General features: G+C 60.4%; 14 protein-coding genes. 7 read left to right on the plus strand and 7 right to left on the minus strand.

Annotated features, from left to right (window positions below; all coding sequences use genetic code 11):
* Position 1 precedes the first annotated feature (1 nt).
* On the minus strand, positions 2-1,972 hold the full coding sequence (locus FS777_RS20495; protein WP_081321284.1) for a response regulator: 1,971 nt from the start codon (positions 1,970-1,972) through the stop codon (positions 2-4).
* A gap of 393 nt (positions 1,973-2,365) precedes the next feature.
* On the opposite strand from FS777_RS20495, the gene FS777_RS20500 reads away from it, so the two are divergent.
* Positions 2,366-3,178, plus strand: a complete 813-nt coding sequence (locus FS777_RS20500; protein ID WP_058637760.1) for a CSS-motif domain-containing protein — start codon at positions 2,366-2,368, stop codon at positions 3,176-3,178.
* Between the two features lie 15 nt (positions 3,179-3,193).
* Here the strand turns inward: FS777_RS20500 and hppD are convergent, their stop codons facing one another.
* Positions 3,194-4,270 (minus strand): 4-hydroxyphenylpyruvate dioxygenase, encoded by a 1,077-nt coding sequence (gene hppD / locus FS777_RS20505; RefSeq protein WP_027914930.1) that lies wholly within the window; start codon positions 4,268-4,270, stop codon positions 3,194-3,196.
* Between the two features lie 295 nt (positions 4,271-4,565).
* Here hppD and FS777_RS20510 point away from each other — a divergent pair, with 295 nt between their 5' ends.
* Positions 4,566-6,152: an EAL domain-containing protein gene (locus FS777_RS20510; RefSeq protein WP_058637761.1), complete on the plus strand. Its 1,587-nt coding sequence runs from the start codon at positions 4,566-4,568 to the stop codon at positions 6,150-6,152.
* A gap of 33 nt (positions 6,153-6,185) precedes the next feature.
* A complete protein-coding gene (gene rarD, locus FS777_RS20515) occupies positions 6,186-7,073 on the plus strand; it encodes an EamA family transporter RarD (protein ID WP_058637762.1) in 888 nt (295 codons plus the stop codon).
* Here rarD and FS777_RS20520 read toward each other — a convergent pair.
* Positions 7,036-8,607 (minus strand): TerC family protein, encoded by a 1,572-nt coding sequence (locus tag FS777_RS20520; RefSeq protein WP_058637763.1) that lies wholly within the window; start codon positions 8,605-8,607, stop codon positions 7,036-7,038. The genes rarD and FS777_RS20520 overlap by 38 nt on opposite strands.
* A gap of 285 nt (positions 8,608-8,892) precedes the next feature.
* Here FS777_RS20520 and FS777_RS20525 point away from each other — a divergent pair, with 285 nt between their 5' ends.
* Complete coding sequence (locus FS777_RS20525; RefSeq protein ID WP_058637779.1) at positions 8,893-9,474, plus strand: LysE family translocator; 582 nt, start codon at positions 8,893-8,895, stop codon at positions 9,472-9,474.
* Positions 9,475-9,484: 10 nt separating this feature from the next.
* Here FS777_RS20525 and FS777_RS20530 read toward each other — a convergent pair whose 3' ends face one another.
* The 3 genes from FS777_RS20530 to FS777_RS20540 form a co-directional block, all read right to left on the minus strand.
* Complete coding sequence (locus tag FS777_RS20530; RefSeq protein ID WP_058637764.1) at positions 9,485-10,255, minus strand: AraC family transcriptional regulator; 771 nt, start codon at positions 10,253-10,255, stop codon at positions 9,485-9,487.
* A gap of 36 nt (positions 10,256-10,291) precedes the next feature.
* On the minus strand, positions 10,292-11,422 hold the full coding sequence (locus tag FS777_RS20535) for a glycosyltransferase 61 family protein (protein ID WP_058637765.1): 1,131 nt from the start codon (positions 11,420-11,422) through the stop codon (positions 10,292-10,294).
* Positions 11,423-11,488: 66 nt separating this feature from the next.
* Positions 11,489-12,637 carry a hypothetical protein gene (locus FS777_RS20540; RefSeq protein WP_145257424.1) on the minus strand — a complete coding sequence of 383 codons (1,149 nt, stop codon included), beginning with the start codon at positions 12,635-12,637 and terminating at the stop codon, positions 11,489-11,491.
* A 316-nt stretch (positions 12,638-12,953) separates the two neighbouring features.
* On the opposite strand from FS777_RS20540, the gene FS777_RS20545 reads away from it, so the two are divergent.
* From FS777_RS20545 to FS777_RS20555, 3 genes are all read left to right on the plus strand, one after another.
* Positions 12,954-16,763 carry a dermonecrotic toxin domain-containing protein gene (locus FS777_RS20545; RefSeq protein ID WP_145257426.1) on the plus strand — a complete coding sequence of 1,270 codons (3,810 nt, stop codon included), beginning with the start codon at positions 12,954-12,956 and terminating at the stop codon, positions 16,761-16,763.
* A gap of 141 nt (positions 16,764-16,904) precedes the next feature.
* Positions 16,905-18,524, plus strand: a complete 1,620-nt coding sequence (locus FS777_RS20550; RefSeq protein WP_145257428.1) for an NADP-dependent glyceraldehyde-3-phosphate dehydrogenase — start codon at positions 16,905-16,907, stop codon at positions 18,522-18,524.
* Positions 18,525-18,582: 58 nt separating this feature from the next.
* Positions 18,583-19,764, plus strand: a complete 1,182-nt coding sequence (locus tag FS777_RS20555) for a hypothetical protein (RefSeq protein ID WP_058637768.1) — start codon at positions 18,583-18,585, stop codon at positions 19,762-19,764.
* Between the two features lie 9 nt (positions 19,765-19,773).
* Here FS777_RS20555 and ilvA read toward each other — a convergent pair whose 3' ends face one another.
* Positions 19,774-21,333: a threonine ammonia-lyase, biosynthetic gene (gene ilvA / locus FS777_RS20560; RefSeq protein WP_145257432.1), complete on the minus strand. Its 1,560-nt coding sequence runs from the start codon at positions 21,331-21,333 to the stop codon at positions 19,774-19,776.
* Between the last annotated feature and the right edge of the window lie 105 nt (positions 21,334-21,438).

The raw sequence follows: 21,438 nt of genomic DNA on the forward strand, positions 1-21,438 counted from the left end.
ATCAGTTGTCGATCATCTCCAGTACCTGCTCCACCAGCTGCGCCAGCTGGAACGGCTTGCGCAGAAGTGCCGTTCCGGGCTGTTGAATGGAGTCTGACTCGATCTCTTGCAGGGCATAGCCTGTGATGAACAGAATTTTTTGTTCGGGCTTGAGCATGCGCATGGCCCTGGCCACTTGCCTGCCACTGAAGCTGCCGGGTAACCCGATGTCGGTAACCACCAGATCGAACGGCTCATCCTGGCGAAAGCGCTGCAGAGCGCTATTGGCATCTGCGGCATCGGTGACATCGAAGCCAGATTCAAGCAAATATTCGCGCATCACCGTACGCAGGTTCAATTCATCGTCTACCAGCAATACACGCTCGCCGCTCCCCACCCGACCCGGGCTTTTGCGGCCGACGGGCGCTTCGTGAACGGCCTCAAAGCAGCGGGGGAACAGCATGCTCACCTTGGTCCCCTCGCCCACTGCAGACTCGATCCACGCATAGCCACCCGATTGACGTACGAAACCATAGACCATCGACAGCCCCAGCCCAGCACCCCGACCTGGAGGCTTGCTGGTGAAGAAGGGTTCGAAAGCCCTGGCCACGTCGCTGGCCGGCATGCCATGACCTTCATCGGCGACATGCACGGCCACATAGTCGCCCGCAGGCAGTCCTGTTTCATCCGGAAAAGGCACGCTCAGCCGTTCGTTGACGCTCCGAACTGTCACGGTGCCCTTGCCAAGGCATGCCTCGCGCGCATTGGCGCACAGGCACAGCAGTGCGTTTTCCAACGCCGCAACGTCCAAGGACACGACCCAGGATGCGACGTCCAGTTGCCAGTCAATGTGCATCTCGGGGCCCAGAGCGCTCAGCAGCAGTGGCTCGCTTAGGCGTAGTTGGCGATTGAGATGAAGCGGTCTCGGGGCCGACGGCCGATCACGAGAGAAAGCGAGTAGGCGTTGAGTCAGCTCCATGGCGCGTAGCACCGAATCACGAGAAAGCTTCACGTACTCCTCTACACGTTCCAGGCGCCCTTCCTGGAGCCGCAGTTGCAGTAACTCCAGCCCCCCCCCAATGCCTGCTAGCAGGTTGTTCATCTCGTTGCCCATGCCGCCGGCCAACTGCCCCACCGCCTCCATGCGCTCGGTGTTACGCATCAACATGCGGGACTGACGCATGGCGTCTTCACGTGCGCCGGTGATGTCTCGCCCAACGATGGTCACCAATCTCGCACCCACTCGCGCACTCCAGCTGAACCAGTGGTAGTGACCCTCACGGTGCCGCAAGCGTGTCTCGATCGGGTGGGTATCGTTGCGATGCAGCAGCGATTCAATCGCTAGCTGGACCTGCGCAAGGTCTGCAGGATGGACCAGGGACAGAATGGGCAAGTGCTGCACCTGCTCCAGCTCCCATCCTAGAAGGCTTAGCCAGGTGGGATTGACATTGTGCAGCTTGAGGTCGGGGGTGACCGTCATCATGGCGTCGCTTGAGAGCTGCCAGAGCCTTTCCAGCTCACTGACATGAGAGGCAATCTGCCTCTCCAAAGACTTGGCCAGGCTTCGCCAATGCTCACGCCCTCCTTTGTTCGCACTGGTTTCGATAACTGTATGGACAAACCCTGCAACCTCCCCCAGCTCATCGTTCAGTGGGGTATAACCCAAGGCGCACCAAGGTCCTTCAGCGTGATCGCAATGACCGACGCGTACTGGCGCTTCTTCGATAAAACTGGAACGGCCCGCTAGCGCGTCGAACACATACGGGCCCAGACTCTCCCATTGGTCGTGCCACAGCGTATCGAAACGCGCGCCCAATGTGCCTGCCGCCCCCTTGAGCGCCACATAGGCGTCGTTGGGGATGACTGTCAGCTGATTGCCCCACACCACTGCACACGGAAAAGGTGAGTGACACATTGTATCGACGGCGATGCGCAGGCAGGCAGGCCAGTGTGGCAAGGCCCCTAGCGCCGTTTGCGACCAATCGAAGCGCATCACCTGTTCCTTCAAATCGCCCGAGAGTGCGCGTTTGGACAGCTCCCTTGCGACCGATGCGGTTGGGGCTCTAGTTCCTTTTTTGCCGACCAATGTGATTCTCCGTCATAAAGCAAAGGCTGTGGTCTGGATGTGGGCCTACGCACAGGGCTCGTGCGACGTGTCACGTTAGCATAGGCCAACGCCACACAATGACCTCCCTGCCCCGGATGCGCCGATGCGAGCGCGTCGATCGGCTGCGATACCGTTTAGATAAACGGATGACAGCTACACCAAGCCTAACCAAATCCCACACTTTCACGGCTCTCCCCCTACAGTGCCGCTTTTGACAACGACCTAGGATCAAACCAGCCGCCCATCCTGGGCAGCGCGAGGCTTGAGGAACGGTTATCAATGGACAAGTTCGTGCATGCGGGACGTAGCCTGCTTGAGTTGGTACTGCTGATGGCAGTAGGTCTGGTACCTGTCTTTTCGGGACTGCTGGTCATTAACTATCAGCAGGAGGCCAAGCTAGAAGAGAACGCTGAAGTGTCGGTGCGCGAGGCGGTTTTCAGCGTCGATCAAGCCCTGGACCGTGTGCATGAAGTCGCCATGAGTACGCTGCCACTAGCAGGTCAGCCTTGCAGTAGGATCAAACGCGCCCTGGTCGACCAAGTGACCAGCCGTTCAATGCTCAGGTCGCTCGCAGTTATCGAGGACGGCAAGGCCTATTGCAACTCCGCATCGGACTCGCTTGAAGTGCTGACTGAAATCGCCTCGACGGGAGAGTTCTTGACATTCGATCACCAAATGCTGGATGCGCAGGGCTATCTGTTGATGAACATGCACTTGCAAGGTGAGAGAACAGGCGTGATTGCAACAAGCTTTCCGATACAATTACGCTCTGAACTTGACGCTTTCAAAGACGGACTCACACTCGTGCTCGAGTTTGACAAGCACGCCGTATGGAAGGATGGCGATAGCCTGCACGGTGAAAGGCCTTCTGTCGCCGAATTTACCCATGAACTGGCATCCACTCATTACCCTTACCGGGTGGTGGGTGGCTATCCCGAGGGTTACATCGCCCAGGAAATCCGCACGGCCGTGTTCAACGTGCTCCCTTCATTGATGCTGGTGGGGCTCATGACGGGGTCGGTAATTTACGTGGTGTTGGGCAAGATGCGCGTCAGGCAGCGAGACAGTGCCGTCGATCGCCCAGGACGATGACGGCACTGCCGGCCATTACTCGACGCTCAGCACGCCACGGCGTACCTGGTCCCGCTCGATGGACTCGAACAGCGCCTTGAAGTTGCCTTCGCCGAAACCATCGTCACCCTTGCGCTGGATGAACTCAAAGAACACCGGCCCCAGCAGCGTTTCAGAGAAAATCTGCAATAACAGTCGTTTGTCTCCGGCTTGTGCTGCTCCGTCCAGCAAAATGCCACGTGCCTGAAGCTGATCCACCGGCTCACCATGGTCAGGGAGGCGCTCGGGAAGCATTTCGTAGTAGGTCTGCGGTGGCGGGGTCATGAACCGCATACCCAGCCCTTTGAGAGCATCCCAGGTCTTGACCAGGTCATCGGTCGAAAACGCGACATGCTGGATGCCTTCACCGTTGAACTGCATCAGAAACTCTTCGATCTGCCCCGCCCCCTTAGACGATTCTTCGTTGAGCGGAATCCGGATCATGCCGTCGGGCGCAGTCATGGCCTTTGAGGTCAAACCCGTGTATTCGCCCTTGATGTCGAAGTAGCGTATTTCGCGGAAGTTGAACAACTTCTCGTAGAAGCCGGCCCAATAGGCCATGCGCCCGCGATACACGTTATGGGTCAGGTGGTCGATGACCTTCAGGCCCGCACCGGTCGGGTGGCGATCCACGCCGTCAATGAAATTGAAGTCAATGTCATAGATCGAGCTGCCTTCCTCGAAACGGTCGATCAGATAAAGCGGGGCACCGCCAATGCCCTTAATCGCCGGAAGACGTAATTCCATGGGACCTGTTTCGATTTCGACCGGCTGAGCGCCCAGCTCGAGCGCGCGGGCGTAAGCGTCGTGAGCGTTGCGCACACGAAAGGCCATGCCGCAGATAGACGGGCCATGCTCGGCGGCGAAATACGACGCTACGCTTCTGGGTTCATTGTTCAGGATCAAGTTGATGTCGCCCTGTCGATACAGGTGCACATCCTTGGAGCGGTGGGTGGCCACCTTGGTAAAGCCCAACATCTGGAATACAGGCTCCAGAACACCGGGGGTAGGCGAAGCCAGTTCGATGAACTCGAAGCCCATCAAACCCATAGGATTGTCGAAAATATCAGCCATGTGCGTGTCCTCATCTGCAGCGGATTCAATGTTTGCCTGGGATGTCGAACAGCGCTGGCGGGGAGCACGGAATGCCCCGCACACTGCGCGCGAGGAAGTCGCCGATGATCAATCTGAAGCCAGGGTATGTCATAGGACCCGTACTCAGCAGGTGTGACTCCTCCGAAACAAAGGAGCCTTATTGTTTTTTTCGTAAATCGATTCTACACAGCGTAATTTGCTTTGTCCCGTATTTGTTCCTCGCCCCTGGGCACGGGGCTATGCTTTGTAGCGTCTCCCTAGATTAGTTGCCACTATGCCCCTTTCTAGAAAATCGCGCTCAGGCTTCGGCTGGCGAACCCTGCTGCCTTGGATGGTCGGCGCATTCCCTATCGCATGCGGCATCGCCGTGATGAACTGGCAGATCGAGCGTGATCTGCAAGCTGGCAGCCGAGCGTCTGCCCAGCAGGTCATCGAGCACGTCGAGCGCATCCTCGATGGGGCCTCACGTACTGCGATCGCGTTGCTGCCCTCGGCGGGTACCCCTTGCGCCGAGGCGCAGCTGCTGTTACGTGGCGAAGTCACCCGTAACGCCTTCATTCGCTCGACCAACCTGGTCAAGCAAGATCGGCTGTACTGCAGTTCATTGTTCGGCGCGTTCGATGAACCAGTGACAGCCAGCGACTATGTCGATGGGCACCTGTGGTTGATGGACGGTAATTCCGTTACACCTGGGCACCCGCTGCTGATCTATCGCGCCAGTGACAAAGACCGTGCGGCGATCACCACGGTCGATGGCGATCATCTGCTGATGGCGCTGCGACTGCTCGGTGCAGGCCATGCGCTGTACCTGCGCGTGGGAAGCGCCTGGATGGGCCGAGACGGAATTGTGCACCAGGGTCCAGCCCCGGTTGCGATAAGCGCCCCTGTATTCATCGCGTCTGCACACTATCCGTTTAGCGTTGAAGGCGGCTACATGGCGCCGCAGTCGAGCCGGCTTTGGCGCAGTCACTATCTGGCGCTTCTAGGCTTGCTGGCAGTGCTGGGCGTTCTTGCCGGCGTTGCCTGCCACTGGCAGGTCAGGCGGGCTACCTCGCCGCGTGCCGAACTGCGCAGGGCGCTGGAAGCCGACGAGTTCCTGCCCTATTTCCAACCGGTGGTTCGTCGAGGGGACTACCGCTGGGCCGGTGCCGAAGTGCTCATGCGCTGGAATCACCCGAGCGAAGGGCTGGTAAGGCCCGACCTGTTCATTCCCTATGCCGAGCACAGCGGCCAGATCGTGGCGATGACCCGTTCGCTGATCAAGCACACGGCGAGCAGCCTGGCGCCCTACGCCGCCCTGATGGATGACGGATTCCACATCGGCATCAACATCACGGCCGACCACTGCCGCAGCCTTGAGCTTTTGGATGATTGCCGCGCATTCCTGGCCCACTTCCCACCGGGTCGGGTCATCCTCACGCTGGAGTTGACCGAACGCAAGTTGCTCGAACCCTCGCCCACGACGCTTGAGTTGTTTGAGCAGTTGCATGAGATCGGCGTAATGATCGCCCTCGATGATTTCGGCACGGGCCAGTCGAGCCTCAATTACCTCAGGCAATTCAAGGTGGATTACCTGAAGATAGATCAGAGCTTCGTTGCGCTGATCGGCGGGGACGCGTTGTCCGTTGCCGTTCTCGAAACCATCATCGAACTATCGGTCAAGTTGGGGCTCGGCATCGTGGCCGAAGGCGTCGAAACGCTAGTTCAGCGCGATTACCTCGAGCAACACGGGGTTCACTTCCAGCAGGGTTATCTTTACGCCAAGCCCATGCCTGCCGCCGAGTTTCTGCAGACGCTGGCGGCGCAGCCTGCCGCTTCGCGGTTGCCGCAAAGCACGCCCCCTGAGATCATGCGCGGCTGATCTCAACGCTCATCTCCTGTATACGAGGCACTTGTGTCAAAAGGGATTGTTACATCGGTCATGGCGTCCTGCCTGTTCGCCGTGATGTACTTTTATACATCGCTGCTCAAGCCACTGGACGGCGAGGAAATCTTCGGTTGGCGCACGCTGCTCACACTGCCTTGCCTGACGCTGTTCATGCTGGTGTCCAAGGACTGGGCAAGGGTGGGCGAATTGCTGCGCAGGGTGAGACGTACACCCAAGCTGCTGCTGGGTATGGTGGGTACGTCCTGGCTGATGGGCGTGCAACTGTGGCTGTTTCTGTGGGCGCCGCTGCATGGACGCAGCCTGGAAGTGTCGATGGGTTACTTCATGTTGCCCCTGGCCATGGTGCTCACGGGCCGATTGGTCTACGGCGAACGATTGTCGCACTTGCAGAAGATTGCAGTGGGCTGTGCAGCGCTTGGGGTGGGCCATGAACTGTATCAGCACGGCAGTTTCGCCTGGGAAACCCTGGTGGTGGTTATCGGCTACCCGATCTATTTCGTGCTAAGGCGCCGCTGCGGCACGGATCATCTAGGCGGGCTGTGGTGCGACATGTGCCTGCTGTTGCCTTGGGCCATCTATTTCGTGGTGCAAGGGCCGCTCTCCAACGCCGACATGCAGGCCCATCCAGGCCTTTATGTACTGATCCCCGTGCTGGGAGCGATCAGCGCGTCCGCGTTGATCGCTTATGTCCTGGCCAGCAGGCTATTGCCGTTTAGCCTGTTTGGACTGCTCAGCTACGTCGAGCCGGTCCTGCTGGTCGGCGTAGCCTTGCTGTTGGGCGAAACCATCGGTCCAGACCAATGGCTCACTTACCTGCCCATCTGGGCTGCGGTAGTGGTGCTGGTCATCGAAGGGTTCAAGCACATGCTGCGTCACCGTCGGCGTTCGGTTTAAGCCGCACCTGACGTACCCGGCGCTCTTCCACAGCCTCGACGATTAGCGTCCAGCCGTTCCAGGCAATACGATCGCCTACCACCGGAAGGCGATCGAGCAAGCTCATCACCAGGCCCGCCAGGGTCTGGTAGTCCTCGGTCGCACGAGCAGCGAAGCCCGTTCGAGCCTGCACCTGGGTCAGGTTCACTGCGCCACTGACGACAAAGCCCTCGCTGTCCTGAATGATCCCAGGCCCTTCGACTTCACTGGCGTCAGGTAGCTCACCGGCGATGGATTCGAGAATATCGGTCATGGTCAGCACGCCTGTGAAATCCCCGAACTCGTTGACCACGAAAGCAATATGGGTGGACTGGTTGCGCATCTGTTCCAGGGCGTTAAGGATGCTGAAGCTGTCCAGCAGGTTCAACGGGGCGCGGGCCATGCCCTCCAGGTCAGGCTGATTGCCCGACAGCAGTTCCTTGAGCATTTCTTTCTTGTGCACGAAGCCTAATGGCTCGTCCACCCGACCATCACGAATCAGCGGCAGCCGCGAGTAAGGCGAACTGATCAATGCGTGTGTGATGGCGTCGGGCGGTTGAGCCAGATCGATCACGTCGACTTCCGAGCGCACGGTCATGACTGTCCGGATCGGGCGCTCGGCCAAGTTCAGCACGCCGCTGATCATGACCCGCTCGCGGCGATCGAACAGCACCTGTTCGCCATTGCCCTCTACCATGTCGGCGATCTCTTCCCCGATTTCGTCAGCTTCGACGCGACGACCGCCGAGCAGACGCAATACCGCATGCGCCGTACGCTCACGCAAAGGCCGATGCTGCTGCAGGCTGCGCTTGCGCCGCGCCCTGGCCAGCTGATTGAACAGCTCGATCAGAATCGAGAAGCCGATCGCTGCATACAGATAGCCTTTGGGGATGTGGAAGCCCAGGCCTTCTGCGGTCAGGCTGAAACCGATCATCATCAAAAAGCCCAGGCACAACATGATGACCGTCGGGTGGGCATTGACGAACCGGGTCAGCGGCTTGCTGGCCACGATCATGATACCGATGGAGAAAATCACCGCGATCATCATGATGGACAGGTGTTCGACCATGCCCACGGCGGTGATCACCGCATCCAGAGAGAAGACCGCATCGAGCACCACGATCTGCGCAACGATTGGCCAGAAGGCCGCGTGACGTACCGGGCCGCTGGTCTGGGCGACATGGCCCTCGAGCCGCTCATGCAATTCCATGGTCGCTTTGAACAGCAGGAACACACCACCAAAGAGCATGATCAGGTCGCGCCCCGAGAAACTCTTGTCGAACACCTCGAACAATGGCGCCGTAAGCGTGACCATCCAGGAAATACTCGCCAGCAGACCCAGGCGCATGATCAGCGCCAGGCTCAGGCCAATGATGCGGGCGCGGTCGCGCTGATGAGGGGGAAGCTTGTCAGCCAGAATGGCGATGAATACCAGGTTGTCGATACCCAATACCAATTCCAGGACGATAAGCGTGAGCAGGCCTAGCCAGGCCGTCGGATCAGCCAGCCATTCCATTAGCGAATACTCGTAGAGATTGAGGGGATTGAACGATGTGGCCAGCAAGGCCGGGGACTGGGAGGCTCCGCGAAGGTGCTCATAGTGACCTGAATAACAATTAGGGAAGATGATCCTACAAGCACAGCAGGTTTTCCGGTAAGCGCAAAACTATTACAAACCGTTAGCAACCTATGCCCGTGTGCAGCCGGTGCGTTCACCGGCGCCGGGTGGGCACTTTTGTTCAATACCGGACTGACGTTGTGGCTGGATGATGCCCGGCACATCACCCGTGAGTACTTTGCCATGAATCTAGCATTGTCCATGGCCGCCTTCGCACTGGCGGCCTCCATTTCGCCAGGCCCGGTTAATGTAGTGGCCCTGGCCAGCGGCGTTCGGCACGGCCTTCCCGCCAGCCTGGGCCACGCAGCAGGCGCGACACTGGGTTTTTGCGCGCTCCTGCTGCTGGTGGGCAACGGCCTGCATCAGCTACTGGCACATTGGGCGCCGCTACAGGGTGTGCTCCAGGCCGGGGGCGTGCTGTTTCTGCTTTACATGGCCTTGCGACTCGCCAGCGACGACGGCGCACTGGGCGCCACTCATACCTGCGCGCCCCCTTCAGCCTGGTGCGGGGCAACCATGCAGTGGTTGAACCCCAAGGCGTGGCTTGCCGCAGTGGCCGGGGTGGGCGCCTATGCAGCAGGCGAGCAACAGGCGTTGTGGATCTTTACAGGGATATACGCACCGATATGCTTCGTGTCCGTGGCCTGCTGGGCTTGGGCGGGCAGCGTTGCAGGGCGGCACCTGCAGAGCCCGCGCCCGCTGCGCCTATTGAATCGTACGCTTGCTGCGTTGTTGATCGCCAGCGCAGTAGGGCTGGTCATATAGACTCTGCGGCTTACCGATAATGCCCGGGGGTGGCCGCCAGATGCCGCTTGAATGCCCGCTGCAAGTGCGACTGATCGGCAAAGCCCGCGTGCTGGGCTGCCTCGGCGATCGATTGCCCGTGGCGCAAGTGCGACCGGGCCAGTTGCACACGCTGATCGAGCAGGTAACCGTGCGGCGTCAGGCCGAAGCGCTTGCCAAAGGCACGGATCAGGTAGGCACGCGACAAGCCGCATGCCGTGGCAATGTCTTGTAGCGTTAGCGGATCGCTTCGGTGGGCGCGGATGAACGCTGCGGCCGCCTCAAGGCGCGGGTTGAGCGCAGCCTCAGGCGCCGGTTCATGGTCGAGGAAGCTGGGCAGGTCGCACAGCATCGATATAAGGCCTTGCTCACGCTCGGCCGCATCGGGGTCAAACAGCGTGGCGCATACCGATAGCACCTGCTGATACAGGCCTGGGGCTGCGCTGTATCGTTGGCTCGGCCAGGTAAAACCTACCGATGCCAGCCACGGCGTGTCGATGAACAGCATGATGTATGACCACGGCAGACCCGACACAGGATTGCACGCGTGAATCACGCCCGGATTGATTAACACGGTGCTGCCGGCCGCAACCTCGAACTGTTGGTTACCGCTGACGTAAGTACTGCGCCCGCCGGTGATCACCCCGAGCGAAAAGCTCTCGTGGGAGTGGAATGCGTGGCACACCTGGCGCCCGTCTCCCACCACACGCGCCTCGACGAAGGGCAGTGCCGGATCACGCCAGAACCGAGATACCTCAAGCATCGTCGCTTTGCCCCCATCCCTTGGAATCGGCCTATACTACACCGCCGGAGACGGGAACAGGTCCAGCGTTCGCTCCACTTCCTGGATATCGATACGAAAGCCCTCCCCGTCGGGCAAGCCAACCACGAAACCGAAGTGCTGATGGTCGCGGTCGGTGAGGTACTTGTAGTAGCTGACGAAGCGGTTCGGCGGCTGCAGGGTCAGCAGGCACCCGCCCGCCTCCAGCACGTTCACGCCGTGAACCAATTGGCTCCCCTCCACCCCGATGACCACATGCGCCCCGGCGCAGGCTGCGACAATCGAAGGCACGTCGCTTTTCAACGGATCGACGACGCGAAACCCCCGGGTGAGGCGCAAGTGTTCAGCCAGTGCCAGTTCGTTGCGCAGCAAGCGCAGGTCGCCATCGCCGCCGCGCAGCAGAAATACGCCTGGGTGCGAGGCGTGGGCCACATGCGCACGAAGCTTGTCGCCCATTGCCCGATACCGGGCATGACGATCACGGTTATTGCTCTGGTCATCGAACAGCACCAGTTCGCGGAAGAACGCCGTGCGCAGGCGATGCGGCTGCATGCCAAGCCATGCTTCATAGGCAGGGGCCTGGGTGAAGATCGGGTATTTCACGGAGGGCGCGGTGGTGACGGGCATGCCCTCGTTGCAGGCCAGCGCGTAGGTCGGGCAATCCTCCATCAACCAGGTGCCGAACCACGCATTGCCGTTATGCGTGCAGTAGATGGCCCCGCGATCGATCTCATGCTCAACGCTCAGGGGCGCAAACGCGCTATGCCGGTGCGACAGCCACTGGGCAGCCTTGCCCTTATACAACGCGCCGTCGATCAGCCACACGTCCCTGCACAAATAGCCGCGGGTCGGCCCATGCGCGGTCCGGATGCCGCCTTCCATGGTCGAGCGCGGGTGCACGAAGGGATAGAACCGCTTGCCTTCCCAGCCCGTGACGCGCTCGAGCTGGCCTGGCAAAAATATGGCGGGCGGGGTAATGGACATTTCACCCGGCGCAATGTCCCACGAACGCTCGGCAATGCTCCTGATATCTGGCGAGGCCTGCCTGAGCAGGCGCTTTCGCAACATGTACTGATAAGCAGCCAGGGTCCATGAGCGCGACGAAGGGGCCGCGGGCAAAGTGCTGGGCTGCAAGCTATCACCTGCCATTGAACGTCTCCACGCGAAATTGTCGATTAAGGTGGCCGCTTGGCCCGTGCGTTGCCTGTACCGCACTCAGGTACAGGTGATGATCTCCATTGCCGGCGCTGATGGCAGGCCTGCATACCGCTGCTTGAGCGCCGTGACCAGCTGATCGCCCGCCCCCGCGGCACCATACAAGTAGATCTTGCTGAGCCCGCCGAAGACCATTTCGTGATAACGGCTGGCCAGCGCCTGCTCGCTCGCGCCCTCAGGCACGCCAAGGTGCAGCGTAAGCTTGTCACTTTCGACTGCGAACAATGGCGTCTCCCATAGAAAGTGGGCGATGCCGGATTTGGGCAGGCGCACAAAGAGGTGGGCATGGTTGCCAAGCGAGTCGATGTCGCCGCCTCTTCGACGCTTCCACTTCAACAGCCCGTCGTCGGGCCGTGCCAGACACAGGCCAATGTCGTAGTAATCGAAGCCCTGCCCAAGCGCCCACTCCAGCGCCATGTAAGTCGTAATCGAGTTGACTTCACGCAGACGCTTGGCATCGGAGAACACTGCTTCGCAATAGCCGAAACGCAAAGTGCTCCAGTAGCGCTTGCCGTCGCGAACCACTTCACAACCCAGGTGACAACCGATCACGTGATCACCCTGGACGATGAGGTCGAGCCTGCCGACCTGCCTGGCGATCCTGAAGACTTCATCGGTCGGTATGTGCGACGCAAGAAGGCCCTTGCGGGCTGTGGCATAGGGGCGCAGGAACTCCCGGTCCGCCATCTCGATGTCCTCGTCAGACAGCGCCTGGCGCATGTGGTAAAGGGGCCGGTGTTTGCGAATGCTGCGGCGCAACTCGCTGTCATAGCGCGCGGTTATGTCGTCTAGGGGGCGCCCCAACGGCACGACAGCACTCACGTAGTGAGGCACCGTCAGAGCACCCGCTGTAGGAACTTCGCTCACCATCACTACTGGACGTCGTGCGGTTGGCCCTGGACTGATCACTTCAGTAAGGGGGCTGGACAGTCCGGTCATCAGCAACTTCGCCATGTCGCGTTGCTGTTTACGGCCCACATAAAGGATGTCATGGGCACTTTCGTGTTGCAGGCGAAACCGACTGATTTCCCAACGCCATACACAGGCACGGGCGGCAAGCTCACGTGCCTGGGTTGCCAAGTGCCGCAACCGATATCGCTGGGAGGGTGACAGTGAGCGACGAGCCACTGCCGAGAGCGTCTGTTTCATCAGGTTCGACATCCACTTTAGGTTTTGCGTTCTTGCAGACATATAAAAAAGCCGAAGCACTGCTAACCTATTGATTAATAGAGCATTGCATTACTTGAGATTTCATATTCAGTAACAATTTAAGGTGCTATCAAAGTGTTTGGCAAGTAGCGAGCCTCTATAAAAGCCATATGTTTTATGGCGCCAATAATCCACGGAGCAGCCTGGTCCCGATTGGGACAAGCTATGAGTTATAGCGCCTGGCAATAACCGAGTACCACCGCATCAAATACCCCGTGACGTGTGATAGCGCCTCAACAAAAGGAGCTCGCGCCACATGTCTGAAAGCAACTCAGTGTCACCGACAACTTTGCCACATTGGGCTGCACGGGCCACCGCGCGTCAATGGCAGGCCCTCAAGCACACGCAACAACCCCCTTGGGAAACCCAAGACTGGTTCTGCAATGCCCCACCGGATCTGAGGGAAAGTGTTGCCGCCAGTCATCGGCGATTGATCAACGCGCAGGCAGCGCTGGGTCGAGCGATGCGCGGCCTGGAACAAGTTGCAGAATTCGCAGAGCGTGCCGTGCAGCAGGGCTTGCAGGCGCAAGGTTTGAATGTGGACTTGAAAGCCTGCGAGTTGCTGCGCGTCGAGCAAACCTGGCGATGGGTCGGCCTGCGCTACGTTTATAGCCACCAACGGGAAAACATCGTAAGGGCAGCACTGCAGAACTTTGCCGAGGATGAAGTTTTCTCTTCCCAGAGTGCAATCGCCCTGAGCAAGGATATTCACATCACGCCCGTCAGGGTGACAGGCACCGCGCCGATTGGCATGCAAGTGCCGAATGCACAATTTTCCATCGACTCGGAACGCTACCATGTAACTGCGTTGCCCCTCACGCCAGCCGCTTTCGCCGTCATGATGCGAGCGCTGGATTTGGGAAGTGCCTACCAGGCTCATCTGCAAGGGTATTTCGACAGCCCGGCGGTAAAAACGCACATGTTGCAGGTGTTCAAAGCTCGCCTGCAGATGGCGGCGGATCTGGCTGTGCTTAGGCACTTGATCAGCGGCAGCGCCCGCGATGACCTTGACCGCCTGTTACAGGGCGAGCCTTTGCCATGCTGGCGGCTGAGCCTGTTCGGCACCGTCCTGTACGAAGTCATGCTGATCGACCTGGGCCAGGCCGGCCTAGGTGTGTACCTGCCCAGCCACGAACCTGCATTGCGTAGCTGCAAGGACCTGGCAGCCGTGCATGAAGCGCTGGCCATCTTGCTGCTCGAGCCAGCAGCGCGTGAAGCGTTCGCAGGATATGTAGCCCAAGACCAACGCGGCCACTTCTTCGATATGTTGCAGCAAAACCTGGACGCGAATGGCAATACCCCACTCGATAGCCCCTGGGAACGCGCCGTGGGCGCTGACCTGCGCCCGGCCCGTCAACCCATTGAGGGGGATCCATTTAGCGACTGCTATGTCCGGCACTGGGCACGTCTGCAGCACGAAGCCAGTCTGCTCGCCGTTCCCACCGCACAGTTTGACGCCAATGCCAGGGCCCAACGTCTGGCGACGTGGGAAAGTCGCGGCTGGGACCTGCTCAACATCGCCAGCTTTTTCGTACCAGCGGTGGGCACCTTCATGTTGGCCGTCACTGCTTGCCAGCTCCTGGACGAAGCGTTCGAAGGTTATGAAGCCTGGGAAGCCGGCGATCGTCATCTGGCGCTAGAGCACATCGAATCGGTTGGGATCAACCTTGCGTTGCTAGGCGGTTTCGCCGCAGCAGGACACGCGTTGCCGCGACTGTTCGGCAAACTGCGCGGTACGGCGCTGCAAGAGGTGCGTGGCAGCGATGGCACACTCAGGCTCTGGAACCAGGACTTGGCCCCCTACCGTTCCAATGAAGCGCTGCCAACGCAGTTGCGGCCCAACGCGCTGGGCCAGTACCTGCATGACGGCCGGTACTTCATCAAGATGGACGGACACCTCTATGAGCAGCGGCCGGAGCCTTCACTGTCGCGTTGGCAGATCGTCCACCCCGAGCGGGCAGATGCCTGGCAGCCACCCCTTGAACACAATGGTCAAGGCGCCTGGCGCGCCCAGCACGAGCAGCCAGGCGATTGGCCGCTGGCAACGCTGGTAAAGCGCCTGGGTGAGCCGTTCGAGGCATTTACAGCAGAGCACATCCAGCAAGCGTGCGATGTGACTGGCATTGACGCCCACAGCCTGCGAGACCTGCACCTTCGCGGGCAACCGGCGCCGCCGTTGCTACTGGATGTTCTGCAACGGCTGCGCATTAGCGCCGAATGCCCTTCGATGAACGCACAAGACGCGTCGCAGTGGTTCGAGCAGCGCTACAGCCCAAGCATGTCGCACGCCCCTGGCGTGGACCGCTTGCTATCGACCTACCCGCGCCTCACGCCGCCGTTGGCCAGGCAACTGCTGGGCCGGTTGGGGGCTGGCCAAGTTCTGGCCTGGGAACAGGAAGGGACACTGCCTGCCAGCATCCGCCAATCGGTAGAACAGGTGCACAGCGAGCTACCTCTGGTGCGGGCGCTGGAGGGGCTCGTACAGCCAGCGCTGGCCAATGCCGACACCCAGCGTCTGCTATTCAGCGCGCTTGATGCCATGCCGGACTGGCCCGCCGATATACGTCTGGAATTGCGCGCCGGTAACCCTGACGGCCCGATCCTGGCTCATACCGGCGTAGGTCCGCTCGTTCGTGTGATCAAATCAAGCCAAGGCTATGAAGGATTCCTTGGAGAGCGCCCTGCGCCCGGCATGGTGAGTATCGATATTTGCCAGGCCATCGAACAGGCACTGCCTCGCGCCCGTCGCGACCTGCTGGGTATCGAACATACGGATGGCGCCTCTCTTCGCCACCGAGTGATGACATGGGCCAAAGCAAACCGTGCCACCCTCGCACCCAGGCTTTATGGGCAGCGCAGCCAGCGCCTGGCCACACGAGGCTGGTTGCGTGGCGGGCAGCCGCTTGAGCCACTGCCGGCAGCGCCACGTCAGACCAGCTCGTTGAGCGCAGCCTATCGACGTCTTTTTCCCACTGCGACCGACGCAGAGTTTGCCGACTGGCTCAATGAAGGGGATGACGAAGACAACCTACATGACATGCGCTCGCCGACCCAGCGCTTGCGTGACCTGCAAGCCCGTCTTGAGAATTTGCGTCGTGATCTGGCCCAGTGGGCCGCCCCTAATCCCCAGCACCCACATCAGCGCCACCTTGCCGTGCGCCCTGTCATCAACGCCTGGCAACGGGTGTCGCGCACGGTGCTCGATGGCGGCGGTCGTCTATACAGCCTCGAACTCTCCGAGCTGGATCTGACGCATGAAGACTTGGCTAGCTTGCCGCTAACCGATGATTTCAATCACATCGAGCACCTGTCTCTGCGCGGGAACTCTGCACTCAGCCAGCTACCTGCGGCCTTCCACCAGCGGTTTCCGAATCTCAGGCGGCTACTACTTGGCGATTGCCGCTTCGACCACCTGCCTCGCCTGGCCTTCGGCCAGCAACTGCGCTGGTTGGATGTGGAACGCAACCGCATCACCTGGGACGCCACGGACCAGACTACCCTGCAAAGTTACTCCGGCCTGGCCGTACTTGATCTTAGTGAGAATCCGCTGGTGGCCGCGCCTGACCTGCGCCTGAATCCAGGTATCAGGTCGCTGTTCCTGTCAGGATGCTCGCTGACCGAGTTGCCACAGGGGTTAGCGCAATTAACGGAGCCGCTCACCGTCGACCTGACCGATAACCAGTTCGTGCAGCTACCCGACGGCTTCGCCCTGCCCGTTCATGTAGCCGACCCGCTGTCTTTGGAAAGCAGATGGCTGGCTGGGCCGATACTGAGCCAGATCGAAGCGTACAACGAAATCCACGACGTGGACCTGTTGGTGAATGAGGCTGACTACACCGACTTCTTTGAACAGGCCGGCCCACCTGAATTTGCGCTGTGGCGCCGCTTGCCACTGCAATACCGGCGCGACCTCAGGGCGCTGCTGGAGGCTGAGCCGTTCCTCACCCACCCCGAGCGAGCGCGCCGGGAGTTCTGGCGCCGGTTGGCCGTGATCGATAATGCAGGGCCGGACCGGCAATCCCTATTGGAACAACCTGCAGAGGGTCTATTCGAGCTCGACCTGTGACACCGTGATCACGCGCCGGGCGACCGGCGCACTGCTAAAGCGCTTGCTGTGCGCTGGTATTCTGACCGGGTCAGGCGCATGCTCGTCACTGAACCGTTTCACTGTGCTAGACCCTTCTCGGCCATTGTGAGGTGCAGTTTCATGGAATCCTTGCTCGACAATCTTTATCCCAACGCCGCCGACGTTCCTCAAGCGTGGCAACTGGGTGCTCCGCTTGAACAACGTGACTACCTTGTGGGCGGTGAACTGCGCCATTGGGACGGACCGTTGGCCACAGTCCGTAGCCCCGTTTGGCTCAAGGACAACGGCCAGGAGCAACAAGTGGTGCTGGGCCACGCTCCGCTGCTCGACGCCGACACGGCCATGACCGCACTGGACGCTGCAGTTCAAGCCTATGACAAGGGGCGCGGAGCATGGCCGAACATGCGGGTAGCAGAGCGCATTGGCCATGTGGAAGCGTTCCTGGCGCGCATGCGCGAGCAGCGTCAGGCCGTGGTCAAGCTACTGATGTGGGAAATCGGCAAGAACCTTGCGGATTCGGAAAAGGAATTCGACCGCACCTGCGACTACATCAATGAAACCATCAATGCCCTCAAGGACTTGGACAGACGCTCCAGCCGCTTCGAGCTCGTGCAGGGCACCCTGGGTCAGATACGCCGCGCGCCTTTGGGCGTGGCGCTGTGCATGGGTCCGTACAACTACCCACTCAACGAAACCTTCACCACCCTGATTCCGGCCTTGATCATGGGCAACACCGTGGTGTTCAAGCCCGCCAAGTTTGGTGTGCTGCTGATCCGCCCGCTGCTCGAAGCCTTCCGCGACAGCTTCCCGCCTGGTGTCATCAATGTCATCTACGGCAAGGGCCGCGAGACCGTCAGCGCAGTGATGGCCAGCGGCAAGGTAGACGTCTTCGCCTTCATCGGCACCCACAAGGCTGCCAGCGATCTCAAGAAGCTGCACCCACGGCCCCATCGGCTGCGCGCGGCACTAGGCCTGGACGCTAAGAACCCCGGCATCGTGTTGCCCCAGGTCGATCTGGACAACGCCGTCGAGCAGGCCCTGACCGGCGCGTTGTCGTTCAACGGCCAGCGTTGCACGGCGCTCAAGATTCTGTTCGTCCATGAAGATGTGGTCGAGGCATTTCTCGACAAGTTCACGCGCAAGCTCGCCACACTCAAGCCGGGCATGCCTTGGGAGCCTGGCGTCGCCCTGACACCGCTGCCTGAACCCGGCAAGATCGATTACCTGGACGGCCTGGTGCACGATGCGACTGACAAGGGAGCACGGGTGGTCAACGAACACGGGGGGCGCAGCCGGGGTTCGTTCTTCTATCCAGCCCTGCTGTATCCGGTGTCGGCGCAGATGCGCGTGTACCAGGAAGAACAGTTCGGGCCGGTTGTGCCGATCGTCCCTTACCGCGATCTGCAGACGGTCATCGACTACGTTCTGGACTCGGACTATGGCCAGCAGCTGAGCCTGTTCGGCAACGATCCTGCCACCGTCGGCAGCCTGATCGACATCTTCGCCAATCAGGTCGGTCGCATCAACATCAATACCCAATGCCAGCGAGGCCCGGACACCTATCCGTTCAATGGCCGCAAGAACAGCGCCGAGGGTACTCTTTCGGTGCACGATGCCTTGAGGGTCTTTTCCATACGCACCCTGGTGGCAACGCGCTTTGAGGACGACAACAAGGCCTTGTTCAGTGACATCATCCGCAATCGGCGGTCGAGTTTCCTGACCACCGACTACATCTTCTGACGGTTGAAAGCGGCACCGCTTTGCTGGAAGCTTGAAGCTCATAGCACGGAGCCGCTCAATGCGTATCATCGACAAGACCGCCGCCCAGGTGCGCAGCCTGACGCCCGCCGAAGACGCGCTGCTGGTGGACTTTGCCACCGGCGGCTTGACCGGGCCCCGCCTGCTGCAGGCCAACCAGATGCTGATGAAGGTGCGCAACGCTAACCAGTGGCTGGCCTGCGATTGCCGCACCGATGCCCTGCCTGTGCTCAATGTCACCCTCAATGGCAACACCGGTACGTTGTTTCTCAAGAACAACCCTGGCACGGCCGAACATGCCCCAGGCTGCCCCTTTACCAAGGATGAACAGGAAGCGGCCGAGCGTGCACAGGCACCTGTCCAGCCGGTGGCCTGGCTGCCCCCCGATACGCCGCTGCGGCTGATCGGCGATTTTCGCACGGGCGCAAGCACAAGCACTAACGGGCCAGGTGAGCGCCGCGAACAACAGCGGTTGCTGGCCTTGTTGCTGACGTGGATCGAGACCAGCGGCCTGAACCTTTACGCCACGCATTTGAAGCAGGACCTGACCGGGCAATTCGCTCAACTGCGTGCTGTGGCCAGTCGCTATCCGCTGGTGGAACGGGTACCGGCCAGCAACTACCTGGAAACGCGCCTGGACATGAAGCACATGATGATGCTCAAGGCGCGTCTGCGTGAGGCCACGATCTTTGGCAATCACCGGCGTCATGGGCTACTGCTCGACTGCATCGACCAGATCAAGGGCCGCAAGGTCTTTCACTACCGAAGCGAAGACGGTTTCGATTTCCAGGGCCACCATCTGTACTGGGGTGGTCAGCGCACCTGCGGCCCGCTGCTGACGCTGGCACTCTATTCACCTACGACTCCCGGCAGTCACTTCTTTGAGCTGATCCACGTGGCCAGCGTACCGGTGCTATCGCGGGGCCATCTGTTTCCGGTCTATCGCGATGAAGAACGCGAACCGCTCAAGGCATTGGTATCGCTGGTGGACTGGATGGCCAGCAAGGGCGTCAAGGTGCAGATGCGCCGTCCGGTGGTTGGCGGGCAGCTCATGGATGAACTGGTGATGACGTCCGACCAAGACCGTGTTCTGTCCATATCGCTGCTTGAACAACCCATCGGGCCCGAGCCGGATACCGAGAACTTCAAACGGTATGCCGACTTCAAGAGCCCTGAAACCTTCCGCAAGTTCGTGGCCGGTTTCTTCATGCGCGAGCGATGAACCGCCGCCTCAGCCGAGGAACAGCCGATAAGCCGGGTTATCCGTTTCGTCCCAGTAGCGATAATCCATCTGGTCGAGCGCCACGGATAACCCGGCACGCTCATCGGCAAGCACTTGCAGCGCAGCGAACACCCGCGCATGGGCTGCACCGTGATTGCGGTAATGGAACAGGCTGATGTTCCAGCGCTGGCCCAGGCGCTCCAGAAACGCCAGCAGTGCCCCGGGGCGCTCTGGAAACTCGAAACGCAGCACCTGCTCGTGACTGCCAGGCGCCAAAGGCCCACCCACGGTGTGGCGCACGTGCAGCTTGGCCAGTTCATTGTCAGTCAGGTCCACAACGTCATAGCCTTGTGCTTTTAAACCGCTCAACAGCTGATCGCGCGGGTCCTGCACGGGGTGCGTTTGCACTCCAACAAACAGACGCGCAGGTTTGCCCGGCTGGCAGCGGTAGTTGAATTCCGTGACTTGGCGCTTGCCCAATGCTTGGCAGAACGCCCGGAAGCTACCGGGCTGATCAGGGATGGTCACCGCAATCACCGCTTCGCGTTGTTCACCCAGTTCGGCGCGCTCTGCCACATGCCTCAACCGATCGAAGTTGATGTTGGCCCCGGAATCGATAGCCACCAGTGTCTGCCCGCCAATACCCTCACGGTCCACGTACTGCTTCATGCCGGCAACTGCCAGAGCGCCCGACGGCTCGGTGATCGAGCGGGTGTCATCGTAGATGTCCTTGATCGCGGCACACAGCGCGTCGCTGCTGACCGTTAGTACCTCGTCCACAGAATGCTGGCATAGCTCGAAGCAGTGGGCGCCCACCTGGGCCACGGCCACCCCATCGGCGAAGGTGCCCACATGCGGGAGCACCACCCGCTCGCCAGCTTGCAGGGCGGCCTGCAGGCAGTTGGCATCCTCCGGTTCTACCCCGATCACCTTGACTTCGGGGCGCAGGTATTTGATATAGGCTGCGATTCCGGCAATCAAGCCACCCCCGCCAACCGGCACGAAAACGGCATGCAGCGGCCCAGGGCACTGCCGAAGAATCTCCATGCCGACCGTGCCTTGACCCGCGATCACATCCGGGTCATCGAAAGGTGGCACAAATGTGGCTCCTTCCAGGTCGGCCAGCTTCAAGGCATGGGCCAGGGCATGGGGGAAGCTGTCACCGTGCAGCACCACCCGTCCCCCGCGGGCGCGCACGCCCTGTACTTTGAGCGAAGGCGTCGTGGACGGCATGACGATCGTGGCCGTCATGCCCAGGTGCGCGGCGGCCATGGCCACGCCCTGAGCGTGATTGCCCGCCGAAGCGGTCACTACGCCGGCCTGACGCTGGCGGGTCGTCAACCTCGATAGTCGCGTATAAGCCCCACGGATCTTGAACGAGAATGTGGGTTGCAGGTCTTCGCGTTTGAGCAGTACCCGATTACCCAGCCTGTCGGACAACCCTGCGGCCTCTTGCAGCGGCGTTTCGATGGCCAGGTCATAGACGGGCGCGGCCAAGATACGCCGAACCTGCTCGGACAGCAGTTGCTGAGGGGTGATTGCTCGCGGGGCGGAACACAGGTTGGACATCGTCGACTCCTTGGCCGGTTAACGGTGCCCAGGAGTCAGATGAAAAAAACCCGCCTCCAGGGCGGGTTCGGTGCATGCTCGCGCTAGCCCGCCAATCCAATGATG

Source organism: Pseudomonas sp. DE0157 (assembly GCF_007678615.1).
Taxonomy (GTDB): Bacteria; Pseudomonadota; Gammaproteobacteria; order Pseudomonadales; family Pseudomonadaceae; genus Aquipseudomonas; species Aquipseudomonas parafulva_B.